This window comes from Niveibacterium sp. COAC-50, assembly GCF_013184235.1.
Taxonomy (GTDB): domain Bacteria; phylum Pseudomonadota; class Gammaproteobacteria; order Burkholderiales; family Rhodocyclaceae; genus Niveibacterium; species Niveibacterium microcysteis.
In genome coordinates this window covers 331,267-345,359 of record NZ_JABCJM010000002.1, presented here as the reverse complement: position 1 = coordinate 345,359, position 14,093 = coordinate 331,267, and the positions used below count along the sequence as shown (strand labels likewise).

Sequence of the window (14,093 nt, the reverse complement as noted above, 5' to 3'; positions counted from 1 at the left end):
TCAGCTCCGGATCGCGTCGACCGGGTCGAGCGAGGCGGCGCGCCGCGCCGGGATCATTGCGGCGAGCGTGCCGACCACGGTGGCGATGAGGCAGGCGCCGATGACGATATTGGCCGGCAGTTCGGGCGAGAAGATCGGCGTGCCATCGCCGTTGCGGAACACCGAGGCGAAGATCTGCAGCAGCCCCCAGCCGAGCGAGGCGCCGAGCGCAGAACCCACGCTGCCGACCAGCGCACCCTGGATCAGGAACACCGCCAGCAGTTGCCGGCGGCCGGCGCCCATCGCGCGCAGGATGCCGATCTCGCGCTGCTTCTGCACCACCGACACGACCAGCACGCTGGCGATACCGAGTGCGACGATTAGCGTGACGAAGCTGCGGATCAGGTTGAGCGAGGTGCTCTGGTTCTTCAGGCCGGCGAGCAGCTGCGCGTTGGTCGTCATCCAGCTTTCGACCTTGAGACCGGTGGCGTCGGCAAGCGGGCGGGCGATTGCCTCGGCCTCGAAGATATCCGTCACCCGAAGGTCGACCTGCGAGACGCCGCCCGCCAGGTCGAGCAGCGATTGCCCCAGGCGCAGCGACACGAAGACCCAGCGGCGGTTCAGGTCGCGGTTGCCGATGTCGAACAGCCCGGTGATCGTCAGCACTTCTTCGCGGCCACCGGCGGTCTGCACCCGGATACGGTCGCCGAGCGATACGCCCAGATCCTTTGCCAGTTCGATGCCGATCACGGTGTTGGTGCCGGACGGCGCAAAGCGGCCGGCGGTGAGGTACTTGTCCATCAACACGATGCGGCGGTAAGCGTCCGGCTCGACCCCCATCAGCGCGACCGACTTGCTCGCCTCGCCGCGTAGCGCGAAGGCGGGGCCGGTGACGAGCGGCGACACGGCCACGACATCCGGCGTCGCGGCGGCGAGCTTGGCGACGGATTCCCACTGATCCACCGGCCGCAGGCGCTGTGCGCGAGGCTGGTCGGTGGCGAGCGTACCGGGGGCGTCAGGCAGCGCGCGGCGATTGACCTCGTCGGGCGGGCGGATCACCACATGTGGCTGGCTACCGAGCACGCGTTCGATGATCGAGCTTTGCAACTCGCCGATCAGGTGGGTGAGGAAGATCGTCACCGCGACGCCTGCGGTCACCCCACCGAGGATCAGCAGTGATTGGGTACGCCCCTCGCGCAGGAAGCGCAGCGCGACGAGCAGTTCAAACGGCAGGCGGATGCGCATCGGCGGTTCAGCGCGTCATGCCGGGCGCGCCCTGCAGGCCAGCCTTGCGCGGTGCCTTGCCGCGCACGCGCTCGCCGGGCTGGGTCGGCTCCGATGCGGTGACGACGAGCTCGCCGGCGTCGATGCCCTTCGCAATCTCGGCGGCACCCATGCCGCGCACGCCCAGCGTGACGGCGACCCGTTCGGCGCGGCCATCGCGCACCCGCAGCACCCAGGGCGATTCGCTTTCGGCTGCATGGATTGCGTCGAGCGGCAGCACCACGGCGCTGTCCTTGCGTGCCACCACGATCTCGACCGAGACGGTCATGTCCGGGCGCAGGAAGGCCGGCGGCTGCGGCACGGAGAACTTCACTTCGACCGTGCCGCGCTGTGCATCGACGCCGGGGGCGACGTAGTCGATCACCACGTCGAAAGGCTGGCCCGGGTAGGCATCGGCCACGGCCTTGCCGGCCACGCCGGGCTTGAGGCGCGCGAGGTGCTTTTCGTCCATCTGCGTGACGATGCGCAGGGTGCCGCCGGCGGCAAAGCGCATCAGCACCCGGCCGGCCTGCGTGATGTCGCCCACGTTCACCTCGCGCGACAGCACGGTGCCATCGGCCGGTGCGCGCAGCTCATGGTTGGCCATGCGGGCGCGGGCGGCGCGCAGGTTGGCTTCGGCCTGCACCAGCCGGCTTGCAGCGGCGGCCATCTCGCTACCGGCGGGCAGGTTCGCCGCGGCCTGGCTGCGCGCGGCGGCCAGTGCGGCCTCGGCGTTCTGCAGGATGCGGCGGGCGTCGTCACGCCGGCTCGGCGATACGAAGCCCTGCGCAATCATCGCTTCAACCCGTTCATATTCACGCTGGGCGACACGCAGGTTTTCTTCCGCTTGCCGTTGCTGCTGGCTGCTTACCGGGCCGGCCACCTGTTCCACCTGCCGAAGCCGCGCACGCGCTTCGACCACCGCCGCTTCGGCGGCGGCGAGGCTGGCACGGGCTTCGTCAGCGCGCAGTGCGATCAGCAGCTCGCCTTGCTTGACGATGCTGCCCTCCTTCGCCGCCAGGGTTTCGACAATGCCGGCCACAGGCAGGCCCAACTGCACCTGGGCAGGCGTTTCGACCCGGCCGGTCGCGATCAGCGTCTGGGCGATGGCTTGCCGTGTCGCGCTGCGCAACTCGACTTCCTTGCCGCGGCTGAGCATCCAGCCGATCAACAGGACCAGCGCCAGGACGAAGGCGACGGGCAGGCGCCAGGGGCGCAGACGCGTGCGAAGTTGGTTCAGTGTGGGCATCTTGTTCTTGTCTGTTCGGGCGGCGTTTGCCCTGACCGCGATTATGCGCGGCAGTTCCCGCTGCCGCTTTGCGGTTGCAGCGCTGCAATGCGCTCAGGTCTTCGGGCGCATGAGGAAGAAGCGGTTGGTGCCGGCCGGTTTGCCTTTTGCGAACACGTCCCACTCGGCCTCTATCGTGTCAGGGCCTTGCAGCCGGATCTCTCCGCCGTGAATGTGGGTCGATTGCTGTGGATCCATGTTGCTGCCGCCGGTGAAGTCAAAGCGCAGGCGATTGCCATCGACTGCTACGAGCTTCATGCGTGGCTGGTTGCCCATCGCGCAGTAGTGCGTCATGACGAGTTGATCGCCATCGAGGTGGTAGATCGACGTCATCTCGTGTGGCGTGCCGGGGAACAGCACTTCCATTACTGCGGTACCGCCCGAGATGTTGCGGTATGTGACTTCCGCCGGCGGCCCGTCGGCCTTCTGGACATGACCGACCCAGCGGCCTTCAAGCGCCTTGAGTTGGGTGAAGGCGGCGCTGGCGTCAGGCGGCGCCGCGTAACTCATCGGGCTGGCGGCGAGGGATACAGCAAGGGCAAGGGCGGACGCAGGGCGTTTCATGGCTGTCTTCCTCCGGTCAGACCGCGCGATCGCGGCGCCTGCAGATTGCAACCGATTTTCCGGCGCCGCAAGCCGCCATGCGCCCGCTTGCAGCTGACCCCAATCAGCGCCGCCAGAGGGCGTGGAAGTGATGCACCGGCCCGTGGCCTTTGCCGACCTCCAGTTCGCCCGACGCGGCGATCGCGCGCAGCAGCCATTCGCGGGCGTGGCGGACCGCCGCTTCCACTGGCCGGAGCTGGTCGGCCGCTTGCGGCAGCAGCGCGGCAATTGCCGAAGACAAGGTGCATCCGGTGCCGTGGGTGTTCTTGGTTTCGATGCGCTGGCCCGGCATCTCGACCATGCGGTCGCCGTCGAACAGCAGATCCATCAACTCGCCGCCAGGCAGGTGGCCACCCTTGAGCAGCACCCAGCGCTCGCTGGAAAGCGGCAGCAGCTCACGCAGGCGTTCGGCGGCGCGGTACATCTCCTTGACCGATTCGGGCGCGCGCTGATCCAGCAGCACGCCGGCTTCGGGCAGGTTGGGGGTGATCATGAAGCTCTGCGGCAGCAGGGCTTCCTTGAGCATGGCCACTGCGGACTTCGCCAGTAGATGATCGCCGCTCTTGGCAACCATCACCGGGTCGCAGACCACGAACTTCGCTGCGTGATGCGCCAGCCGGTCGGCTACCGTCGCGACGATGTCTGCGGTGCCGAGCATGCCGAGTTTGACCGAGTCGATGCGTACGTCGGCGAACAGGGTGTCGATCTGCAGGCGGAGGAAATCGGTGGGCGGCGTGTGCACCCCGGTGACTGCCTGGGTGTTCTGCGCCGTCAGTGCGGCCACGACACCGCAGCCGTAGGCGCCGAGCGCGGAAAAGGCCTTCAGGTCGGCATAGATGCCGGCGCCGCCGGAGGGGTCGATGCCGGCGATGGTCAGCGCGTTGGGGATACGGGAAGACAAGACGAGGCTCCTGGCGTGTTGCGAGCCGCCCTGGCTGCGGCTCGGTCCAAGGTTATCGCATCTGGCAAGCGCGGTTGACCTGTAGGGATGCCATTCGCTGCCGTAATCTGGTATTCAGTGCAGTGCTCCAAAGTCCGAACCGGCCAATTCCGTAAGCGAAAGCCCCTGATGAAAAAGATTCGCCCCCTCATGTTCGCGTTCGTGGGTATCACGATCGCACTTGTCGTGGTGCTGGCCGCCGTTGTCGTGCTGCAGCTCAGTGCCCTGCGCGCGCAAAGTGAATACGAGCACAGCGTTACCGACGTGATGGTCGACCAGTTGGCGGTGACCAAGCTGCAGATCGTGCAGGTGCAGCAGTTCCTCACCGACGCATCGGCCACCGGTGAGCAGGATGGCGTGGCGGATGCCGAAAAAGCCTACAGCGCCGCGCGCGCATCGCTCGCCAAGCTGACTGCGCTGGCCCCCGCCTTCGGCGCCGACATCGATGCGCTGTCGCGCGAGGTCGATACGCTGCGTGAGGTGGGTTTGCGCATGGTCGAGGCCTACAAAGGCGGTCGCGAGGCCGGCAATCAGGTCATGAAGGGTGCCGACGGTTTCGACAAGCGGGCCGAGGTGGCGCAGGCGGCGATCGACAGGCTGAGTGCCCGCATCAATGCTTTGCAGGATGAAACCCGTGTGCGGGTGCAGAACTCGATCGATCGCACCCTGTGGGGGGCGGTAGGGCTGGCCCTGCTGATTTGCGCGGTGGTCAGCGGTGTGGCGTGGAAGCTGGTGGGCCTGATCTACCGTTTGATTGGGGCGGAGCCGGTGCATGGTGCGAAGCTCGCGGGCTATCTCGCTCAGGGTGATCTGACGCATACGATTGAAGTACGCCCCGGCGACACCGAGAGCCTGATGGCCCAGCTTGCCGTGATGCGGGCGCGCTGGACCGATGTGGCGAGCAGCTTGCGCGGCCAGGCCGTGCAGATGAGCACCGGGGCCGGCGAGCTGCAGCACAAGGCGCATGCGCTTGCGTCCAACGGTGCGCGGCAGAGTGAGGCCGCGGCCGCGATTGCGGCGAACGTGGAACAGCTCTCGACCAGCGCCGAGCAAATTGCGGCCGATGCGGGCGACGCCAACACGCATGTGCGCAGCATGGGGCAGTCGGCGGTGGAGTCGAGCCAGATCATCTCCTTCGTGCGGCAGGAGGTCGAGGAGGTGGCGCGCACCGTGCAGGAGGCCGCCAGCCAGGTTACTCGGCTGGATGCGCGGGCGCAGGACATCGCCGGCATCGTCACGACGATCCGTGCGATTGCCGACCAGACCAACCTGCTGGCGCTGAATGCGGCGATCGAGGCCGCGCGTGCCGGCGAATCAGGCCGCGGCTTCGCCGTGGTGGCAGACGAGGTGCGCAAGCTGGCCGAGCGCACCAGCGGGGCGACGGTGTCGATCGCGCAGATGATCGCGGACGTCCATGCGGTCACGGGCGAAGTCGTCAGCACCATCTCGCGGGGTGTCGAGCGCGTTGAAACCAGCGCGGCGATGGCCGAGGATGCGCGCCTGGCGATGGACGCGCTCAAGCAGGAATCCCTTGGCGCGTGCGATCAGGTCAGCCGCATTCATACCGCGCTGTCGGAACAGCGGGCCAACACCCACGACATCGCCACCAAGGTCGAACAGATCGCGCAGATGGCGGCCGAAAACGCCGACGCGTCGGAAAGCGTTTCCGTCACCAGCGACCGGATCGACCATATCGCGCAAGCCCTGGCGCAGGACGTCGGCTACTTCAAGCTCGGCGCAACGGCCGCGACCGAGGTCGAGCTGTTCTAGAACCTCGCCGGCGACGCCAGGCCAAGCCCTGGGCGTCGCCGGCGCACGACGTCTCGCACGCTGTCGAGGCAGGCGTTACAATCGCGATCTTTCGTTTCACCATCCGGCCGAACAGCAGCCGGATGCTGGTTTGATGACCCGTCCCGCTTCACGCCTGCCTTTTGTCGATCTCATCAAGGCAGTTGCATCCCAACTGATCGTTCTGCACCACCTCGCGTTCTACGGGCCCATGTCCGACGTGGCGGCCGTGCTGGCGCCCGCACTCTTCGAATGGCTGGCCCGCGACGCACGTCTGGCGGTGCAGGCTTTCCTCGTGGTGGGTGGCTTTCTTGCCGCGCGTAGCCTCGCGCCACAGGGGCGCCTTACCGTGGACACTTCGCTGCCGGCCCTCGCGTGGCAGCGCTACGTGCGGCTCGCCTTGCCGATGCTGGTCGTACTGTCGATCGCGATGCTCACGGCGGCGTTTGCGCGTACGCAGTTTGACCACGACCTGCTGCCCGCCGCGCCGACGCCGGCACAAGTGCTGGCGCATGTGTTCCTGCTGCAGGACTTGGTCGGGCACGCCGCCTTGTCGGCCGGGGTCTGGTACGTTGCGATCGATTTCCAGCTCTTCCTGCTGTTCGCCGCGTTGATGCAGGTGTCACGCTGGCGGGTGGTGCGCCGCCATTTGCCGCCGCCACTGTTGGTTGCCTTGCTCGCCGTGCTGTCTATGTTCGGCTTCAACCGCGATCCGGCCTGGGATGTGGCGGCGCCATACTTCTTTGGTTCGTACGCGCTGGGCGCATTCGCCTGGTGGGGGGCTCAATGCGGGCGCGCGAGCTGGCTGGTGCTGATGCTGGCAATGGCGACGTTGGCGTTGCTGGTCGACTTCCGCGATCGCCTTGCGCTGGCCGCCGTACTGGCGGTGGCGCTGTCGCTCACGCAGCGGCATGCATCGCTCGCAGGCTGGACTTCGCATCGGGTGCTCGCCTACCTGTCGCGGATCTCGTACTCCGTCTTCCTGATCCATTTCCCGGTTTGCATGGCGGTTACGGCGATCGTTTGGCCCAACCTGCCGGCCGATCCGGTCGTGCAGGGTGCGGGCGTGCTGCTCGCCTGGCTCGGCAGCGTGGCAGCCGGTGCCGCCTTTCATCACGGCTTTGAATCGCGCCTTGGCACCCTGGCCTGGCCGCGTCTGCGGCCCGCCTGAGGGACTTAGCATTTGCTTGCAATTTGCCGGGCGCGACGGGCGCGCGGTGGCCGCTCGATCCGCGATACTCGGGCGATGTTGTCTTGCAAGGTGAGCCTGCTGGCGCTCGCAACGCTCGGTGTTGCGACCTCCGCCAGCGGCACGGAATACGTACGCGAACAAACGCTCACGGTGCGTCCGGACGATCCGCAGCTCAAGCTGCGTGCGCAGTCCGACGCCGCTACGCGCGGCACCGATACGCTCGGCATGAGCGTGGATTTCGGCAAGAGCGCGGCCGGCAGCACCTCCTTCGCCACTGAGGCCCTCAGCACCGGCGGTGGAGGGCCGAGGCTCGACTCGCTGCGGCTCGATCACGACGTGGACTTCGGCAAGTTCAGACTCGGCCCTGTGCCGCTGCGGCTCGACATGGGCATGCGGCTCGACCGTCAGTTCGACGACGACGCCCGCTGGGGTATGGGGCTGCGACCGCGCGTGCACTCGCGCATTGGTCGCCTGACGATGGACGCCGACATCTCGGTCGAGCGAGAGCCGATGGCCGATCTGCGCAAGACCGAGATGAACTACGCCTGGCGCGCCGACTATGAATACCGCCCCGCACTGTCGTTCGGCATTGCTGCGTCCGGCTCGCGTCGTGTCGACGAGAGCCTGCTCAACACGCCGGAACCAACGCTCACTCCGCGCGTGAGCGGCCGCTATCTGCTCGACGATGGTGTGCTGCTGCGCTACGGCGTCGGCATGGCCGTCGACACTGCGCGCAACAGCACAAGCCCGGATCTGAAAGTCGGGCTTGAGCTGAAGTTCTAGGGAGGGCTTGCTGCAAACGCAGGTGGCGGCCCATGCTTGCGCCGCCAGTGTCGGAAGCGCCTAGCGGAACAGGTTCAGCGCCGCGTACTGCAGCAGCATGATGGTCTTGGCGTCGCAGATGCGGCCATCGGCCACCATGGCTATCGCATCGTCGAAGTCGAGTTCAAACACTTCGATGTCTTCGCCTTCGTGTTCCAGCCCGCCGCCGTCGCTGACCTTGTCGCCGGGGTCGTATTCGGCGACGAACAGGTGCAGGCGCTCGGTCACCGCGCCCGGGCTCATGAAGGCCTCGCACACTTTGCGCACATTGCCGACGCGGTAGCCGGCTTCTTCCTCGGCCTCGGCGCGGATGCGGGTTTCGGGGTCGGCCTCGTCGAGCAGACCGGCGGGCACCTCGATCATCAGCTCGTCGTAGTGATTGACGAAGGCCGGGTAGCGGAACTGGCGCGTCATGATCACGCTTCGTCGCGTCAGGCGGTAGAGCAGAATCGCCGCGCCATTGCCGCGATCGTAGGTTTCACGGTGCTGTGCCTGCCAGCGCCCGTCGCCGCGGCGGAACTCGAAATGCGTGGTCTTCAGGATGTACCAGTTGTCGGAGAGCAGGCGCTCCTCGATCACTCGGACTCGGTCACGGACGCTCATTGGCCAGTCTCCAGCGTTGGGGCCCCACAGGCTATGCGGAGGGCAGTGATCGGGCAAGGCTGTAGGCAGAACGTGTTGCCAACTTGCAAGTCGGACGAAGCCTCAGGCGGGCGCTGGTGTGGCGGCGCAGTGGGCTGCCAGGGCGTCAGCGACGATGTGCTCCAGCTCTGCCTTGCCGGTCTCGTGCTTCCAGATGAACGCATGGATCGGAATGTCGCTAAACGCTGCAGTGCCGCCATAGCCGCCGCTCGCAGTACGAACGACGATTTGGACCTTGTCGTAGCGCGGTATAGCGCGGATCTTACGGGCGAGCCCGGTGCCGGCATCCTCGCTCTCCATCACGATGTCCAGCAGGATCAACGCAAGGTCCGGCAGCGTTGGCAGTATCGCCAGCGTCTCGCTGGCGCTGTAGCAGCCGACGAACTTGAGTGGATGGCCCTGAAACCGGAAGTGCTGCAGCGCCATGCGCGTCACGATATGCACATCTGGGTCGTCGTCGACGACCAAGACGACCCAGCCGGCCTCGTCAGCCTCGGCGGCAGGGGGTTCCGCATCTTCGCTGTCGTCGAGGAAAAGCAGGTCGTCCACTGCTGTCGCCGTGCGTCAGCCCAGGGGCAATGTTTCAGTCTAGGCCCATCTGCCTTCCGGACCCAAGCAGCAGCGACGAGCGGATATCAGGACAGCGCAGGGGCGTCAGCGCGGCGCTTGTAGAAGGTGAGCTTCGCGCTGGCCGGCACCTGCGAGGGCGGCGGGCTTTGCAGGATGTGCTTCTTGGCCTTGCCGATCACATGCATCTCGCAGGGCTTGCAGTCGAACTTCAACGTGAACCGTTCGTTGCCATTCACCAGCGTCATCGGTTCGGCGCGTACCTGACCCTGCACGCCTTGCACGCCCTTGGCCTGCTTGGGGCACAGGTTGAACGAGAAGCGCAGGCAGTGCTTGGTGATCATCAGCGGCACTTCGCCGGCTTCCTCGTGCGCTTCGTAGGCCGCGGCGATCAGCTTGACGCCGTGGCGGGTGTAGAAGTCGCGCGCGGCCTGGTTGTAGACGTTGGCGAGGAAGCTCAGGGTTTCGTCCGGGTAGGGCACCGGCGGTTCCACTTCCGGCCGGCGCAGCGGGCGCTGCCAGCCGGCCAGGCGCGCGGCCATCAGGCGCTCGGCGGCGTCGCGGCGCAGCGCGTTGGCGACCGAGGCCGGCACAAACAGCGGCGCCGACCACGCCAGCGTGAGTTCCTGCAGCGCGAATTCGGTGGCGCCGAATTTGGAGAGGTGCTCGCGCAGCGTCGACTCGGCGCGGGCTACGTTCTGCGCCGGCTGCTTGTCGAAAGTGGCTTCGGCGGTGGCGCTGAAACCGTCCTCATCCGTCAGCGTCAGCGCGAGGCCGGTGGCGGTTTCAGCGCACTGCGCCCACACGGCGATGCGGCGTTCGGCCGATTTTTTGAGCAGCGCCAGTTCCCAGGCGTGGTCGCGGTTGCGGCTCACCGCCACGCCGGGCTTGAGGCCTGGCAACTGCGCCACCGGCTCGTTTGGGAACACGCGCCACAGTGTGCCTTCCTCGCCGGCGCCGAGATTCTCGACGACGTTGGCCTGCAGGCCGACGACCTCGCGCTTGTGCATGTAGTTGAGCCCGTCGCCGTTGGCGAGCGGCTCGAGCGCGTCTATCTCGAAGCTGTCCTTGCCGACGCGGGTGATGGTGCCGAGCGAGAGCCCGACGAAGGTTGGTGTGTCGAAGGCGCCGATGTCGGCCTTGCGCCCGGTGGCGAAGTAGTCGGTCGCGCCGCGGTGGAAGGTCTTGTCCGGGTTCGGCGTGAAGAAGAGTTCGGTGCGGCCGCTGGAACTGCGCCCAAGCTCGGGCTGCGCCTCGATCAGCTCATCGAGCAGGCGGCGGTAGTGGCCGGTGATGTTCTTGACGTAGCTCGCGTCCTTGTAGCGCCCCTCGATCTTGAAGCTGCGCACGCCGGCGGCGATCAGGTGGGCGAGGTTGGCACTCTGGTTGTTGTCCTTCATCGACAGCAGGTGCTTCTCGAAAGCCACCACGCGGCCTTGCTGGTCCTGCAGCGTGTAGGGCAGGCGGCAGGCCTGCGAGCAGTCGCCGCGGTTGGCGCTGCGCCCGGTGTGGGCGTGGCTGATGTTGCACTGGCCGGAGAAGGCCACGCACAGCGCGCCGTGGATGAAGTGTTCGATCACCGTGTCGGCCGGCACCGCCGCCCGCACCGCGGCGATCTGTTCGATCGTCAGCTCGCGCGCCAGCACGAGCTGCGAGAAGCCCGACTCGGCGAGGAACTTGGCCTTCTCGACGGTGCGGATGTCGCACTGCGTCGAGGCGTGCAGCTCGATCGGTGGAATGTCGAGTTCGAGCAGGCCCATGTCCTGCACGATCAGCGCATCGACGCCTGCGTCGTAGAGCTCATGCACCAGCTTGCGGGCAGGCTCCAGCTCCGCGTCGTGCAGGATGGTGTTGAGCGTGACGAAGATGCGCGCCCGGTAGCGGTGCGCGAAGGCCACCAGCCCGGCGATCTCGCTGACCGTGTTGCTGGCGTTGTGGCGCGCGCCGAACGAGGGACCGCCGATGTACACCGCGTCCGCGCCGTGCAGGATCGCCTCGCGGCCGATCTCGGCGGTTTTCGCGGGGGAAAGCAGTTCAAGCGTATGGGTGGGCAGGCTCATCGGGGCGTCTCGTCGGGGTCTGGCGGATGTGATTGCGGCAGGCGCGCGAAGCTCTCCGGGCCCGCTGCGCGAGGGCGCGGATTGTAGCCCGATCCGACCCGTCGGATCGATAAAAATCGTTTTGCATCCGGCACTTGGCGGCGCCGGACGCGCGCGGGTTCAGCCGACCGAAATGACCCCGTGGCCATCGGCGTCCGGCGCTGGGTCGGCTTTCGCGCGGTGGGGTTCGACACCCGGTGCGCGCGGTTTCTCGCCGTAGCGCAGGCCTTCCGGGTGGCTTTCGGTGGCGTAGGCGGCGTCGAAGCCGACATCGCCGAACAGCGTCGGTCGCTCGCTACTGAAGCGGGCATCACCGATCGGGTCTTCGTCGTGCGTTGCCTTGGTGGATCGCGTGTCCATGCCGGTTTCCCCCTGTTTGTCGCGCCGCCGGTGGGCGGCGCCGCGCGTAGCGGGGGCAGGGTCCCTGCCCGCCGCCTGTGTTGGACGCCTCGTGTGAGGCTTCGTTCCGGCGCATGCCGTGCACACCGGTGCGCCATGCTTCTTGATAGGCGCGCGCAGGCCGGAGCGCAACGCTGCGGTGCCGCACTCAGCCCTGCGGGCTGATGCGCGCCAGCAGTGCCTGGCTTGCACGCTGCACGGCCGGCCCGCAGCTGACGACGATCAGGAAGGCCGCCGGCCAGGCTGCGACAAATGCGGCGCGCCAGTGCGCGAAGAAGCCGGGCTGCAGGCCCAGGTTGAGCCAGGTAACCCAGCCGGTCATCAGCGCGGACATCAACAGCGACATCAGCAAAGCGAACAGGATGCGCTGGCGTTGTGGGGCGCTCATGTTCGGACTCCTTATTTGGAAAGACGTGATTGGAGTCTAGGGTTCATGCTTGAATGCAACTACGGGCAGAAATTCAATGATGGATTCCAAAAATGGAATATGTGTTCGATGACCTCGCGCTTTTCGTCGCGATCGTGGAGGCCGGTAGCCTTAATCAGGCGGCGGCGCGCAGCGGCACGCCGCCTGCCACCGTGACGCGCCGTCTGCAGCGGCTTGAACAGCAGCTGGGCGTGCGGCTCTTGCACCGTTCCGCGCGTCGCCTCGTGCCCACTGCCGAGGGCTGGCAGTACTACGCGCAGTGCCGCCCGCTGCTGCATGCGCTGACGCAGGCCACGCAGTCGCTCGACCAATCGATGCATCAGGTGAGTGGTTCGATCCGCGTGCTGGCGCCGGTGAACCTTGCCAACGGTGCGCTGCGGGGGGCCTGGCCCGGCTTTCTTGCGCGCTATCCGGCGGTGAGCCTGGAGCTGGAGCTCAGCAACGAGGTGCAGGACATCGTCGGGCGCGGCGCCGACCTCGCGATCCGTGTTGGCCCGCAGGCGGATTCGTTGCTGGTGCAACGCCGGCTGGGGCGGATCGAGCTGGTGCTGGTCGCCTCACCCGCCTACCTCGCCCAGCATGGCAGCCCGGCCGACCCGGATGCGCTGTCGCAGCATGCGCTGATCGTGGCCGAGCCGATCCGCGCGTGGCGCTTTCGCGATCCGGCGAGCGGCGCCGAGCGGACGCTGATGCCAACCGCGAGCCGCTTGCGCGTGAACGACATGCGGCTGGCCGTGACCATGGCGGAGCAGGGCTTCGGGCTCTTGCTGTGCCCGATGACCGAATGCCATGCGGCGGTCGAGCGTGGTGCGCTGACGCGCGTGCTGGAGCCCTGGCGCCCTGAGGGCCGCGATGTATTTGCCGTGTGGCCGCAGCAGGGTTTCACGCCGGCGCGGGTGAAGGCCTTGATCGAGCATCTGGCCGCCTACGCGGCGACGTCACCGCTGCTAGGCGGCGACCACCAGGCAGTCGCGGCCAGCGGCCTTGGCGCGTAGCAAAGCCATGTCGGCGCGCTGCAGCAGGTTGTCGAGCCGGTCGTCGCGCGCAGGGTCGAAGTGGGCGATGCCGATGCTCAGCGTGCAGTTGATCCGGCGACCCTGCCAGCAGTGCTCGCATGCCGCGCAGCATGCGCGCAGGCGCTCTGCGGTCCGGTGGGCTTCGGTGGCGTCGGTGTCCGGCAGCAGTACGAGAAACTCCTCGCCGCCGTAGCGGCCGATCACGTCGGTTTGCCGAAGGGCGCCCTGCAGCGCGATCGCCAGTCGCCGAAGTACATCGTCGCCTGCTGCATGGCCGAAGCGATCGTTGATCTCCTTGAAGTGATCCAGATCCAGCATCAGTGCGGCCAGCGGCTGCCCGCTGCGCTGCGCGCGGCTGAATTCCCGCGCGGCCAGTTCGAACAGGTGGCGGCGGTTGTAGAGGCGCGTCAGTTCGTCATGGGTGGCGAGGTCGGTCAGGCGCCGGTTGGCGTGTTCGAGCTCCGCCGTGCGCGCGACGACGCGCTGCTCGAGCGCCTCGTTCGCGTCGCGCAATGAGGCTTCGGCGCGGCGCAGTGCGGTGACATCGCGCGAGATGCCGAGGATGTACTCGACCCGCCCGGACTCGTCGCTGGCGGGCACCAGCAGCGTCTGCCAATAGCGGGGCTCAGTGCCCGCCGGGCCACCGGTCTCCTCGTAGGTCATCGCTTCGCCGCTCGCGACGCAATCGCGATAGTGCTGCAGGGTGGCGGCCAGGTAGTCCGGCGGCACGACTGCATCCAGCTCAAGCCCGGCGACTGCATCGCTGGCCCGCCCAATCACGCCGGCCAGCACCGGGTTGATCGCCTCGATGACGAAGCGTCCATCGGATTCACAGCGGATCACGAACACGCTGTCCGGGAAGCGCAGCCACAACTGCTCAAACGCGGGGAAGCGCCGCCTCAGCAGCGTAACGAAACGTCGCGGCAATCGGGACTCCGCTCGCGGGTTCATGGTCGGTCACAGGCTGCAAACGGTTTGCCGCTGGCGCCTGATACCGATCAGTGGCCAGGCAGCAACCGTCAGTGACAGCACATCACAGAGCGCGTTCGCCGATGGTGACCCAGCGCA

Annotated in this window: 14 protein-coding genes; 4 read left to right on the top strand and 10 right to left on the bottom strand. The window is 67.2% G+C overall.

What is annotated here, in order from left to right:
* The 4 genes from HH302_RS09045 to thiD all read right to left on the bottom strand — a co-directional run bounded on the left by HH302_RS09045 (position 1) and on the right by thiD (position 4,034).
* Positions 1 to 1,224, bottom strand: a complete 1,224-nt coding sequence (locus HH302_RS09045) for an ABC transporter permease (protein ID WP_172201478.1) — start codon at positions 1,222 to 1,224, stop codon at positions 1 to 3.
* 7 nt (positions 1,225 to 1,231) lie between these two features.
* A complete protein-coding gene (locus tag HH302_RS09040) occupies positions 1,232 to 2,491 on the bottom strand; it encodes an efflux RND transporter periplasmic adaptor subunit (protein WP_172201476.1) in 1,260 nt (419 codons plus the stop codon).
* 93 nt (positions 2,492 to 2,584) lie between these two features.
* A complete protein-coding gene (locus HH302_RS09035; RefSeq protein WP_172201474.1) occupies positions 2,585 to 3,094 on the bottom strand; it encodes a hypothetical protein in 510 nt (169 codons plus the stop codon).
* A gap of 103 nt (positions 3,095 to 3,197) precedes the next feature.
* A complete protein-coding gene (gene thiD, locus HH302_RS09030) occupies positions 3,198 to 4,034 on the bottom strand; it encodes a bifunctional hydroxymethylpyrimidine kinase/phosphomethylpyrimidine kinase (RefSeq protein WP_172201472.1) in 837 nt (278 codons plus the stop codon).
* A 168-nt stretch (positions 4,035 to 4,202) separates the two neighbouring features.
* Between thiD and HH302_RS09025 the strand changes: the two genes are divergently transcribed.
* The 3 genes from HH302_RS09025 to HH302_RS09015 all read left to right on the top strand — a co-directional run bounded on the left by HH302_RS09025 (position 4,203) and on the right by HH302_RS09015 (position 7,836).
* Positions 4,203 to 5,843 carry a methyl-accepting chemotaxis protein gene (locus HH302_RS09025; protein WP_172201470.1) on the top strand — a complete coding sequence of 547 codons (1,641 nt, stop codon included), beginning with the start codon at positions 4,203 to 4,205 and terminating at the stop codon, positions 5,841 to 5,843.
* A 133-nt stretch (positions 5,844 to 5,976) separates the two neighbouring features.
* Complete coding sequence (locus HH302_RS09020; protein WP_172201468.1) at positions 5,977 to 7,032, top strand: acyltransferase; 1,056 nt, start codon at positions 5,977 to 5,979, stop codon at positions 7,030 to 7,032.
* Positions 7,033 to 7,107: 75 nt separating this feature from the next.
* Positions 7,108 to 7,836, top strand: a complete 729-nt coding sequence (locus HH302_RS09015; RefSeq protein WP_172201466.1) for a hypothetical protein — start codon at positions 7,108 to 7,110, stop codon at positions 7,834 to 7,836.
* Positions 7,837 to 7,896: 60 nt separating this feature from the next.
* On the opposite strand, the gene HH302_RS09010 is transcribed toward HH302_RS09015, so the two are convergent.
* The 5 genes from HH302_RS09010 to HH302_RS08990 form a co-directional block, all read right to left on the bottom strand.
* Complete coding sequence (locus HH302_RS09010; RefSeq protein ID WP_172201464.1) at positions 7,897 to 8,478, bottom strand: NUDIX domain-containing protein; 582 nt, start codon at positions 8,476 to 8,478, stop codon at positions 7,897 to 7,899.
* 102 nt (positions 8,479 to 8,580) lie between these two features.
* The gene (locus HH302_RS09005; RefSeq protein ID WP_172201462.1) at positions 8,581 to 9,066 is read right to left on the bottom strand and encodes a hypothetical protein; all 486 of its coding nucleotides are present in this window, start codon (positions 9,064 to 9,066) and stop codon (positions 8,581 to 8,583) included.
* 86 nt (positions 9,067 to 9,152) lie between these two features.
* Positions 9,153 to 11,144: a U32 family peptidase gene (locus HH302_RS09000; protein ID WP_172201460.1), complete on the bottom strand. Its 1,992-nt coding sequence runs from the start codon at positions 11,142 to 11,144 to the stop codon at positions 9,153 to 9,155.
* Positions 11,145 to 11,303: 159 nt separating this feature from the next.
* Positions 11,304 to 11,543: a hypothetical protein gene (locus HH302_RS08995; protein ID WP_172201458.1), complete on the bottom strand. Its 240-nt coding sequence runs from the start codon at positions 11,541 to 11,543 to the stop codon at positions 11,304 to 11,306.
* Between the two features lie 187 nt (positions 11,544 to 11,730).
* Positions 11,731 to 11,970, bottom strand: coding sequence for a DUF2798 domain-containing protein (locus tag HH302_RS08990; protein ID WP_172201456.1), 240 nt, complete (start codon positions 11,968 to 11,970; stop codon positions 11,731 to 11,733).
* Between the two features lie 92 nt (positions 11,971 to 12,062).
* Here HH302_RS08990 and HH302_RS08985 point away from each other — a divergent pair, with 92 nt between their 5' ends.
* Entirely contained in the window at positions 12,063 to 13,004 is a 942-nt protein-coding gene (locus HH302_RS08985) for a LysR family transcriptional regulator (RefSeq protein ID WP_216661848.1), read from the top strand.
* Here the strand turns inward: HH302_RS08985 and HH302_RS08980 are convergent.
* Positions 12,957 to 13,952: a GGDEF domain-containing protein gene (locus HH302_RS08980; RefSeq protein WP_172201454.1), complete on the bottom strand. Its 996-nt coding sequence runs from the start codon at positions 13,950 to 13,952 to the stop codon at positions 12,957 to 12,959. The two genes, HH302_RS08985 and HH302_RS08980, sit on opposite strands and share 48 nt — an antisense overlap.
* Positions 13,953 to 14,093 lie beyond the last annotated feature (141 nt).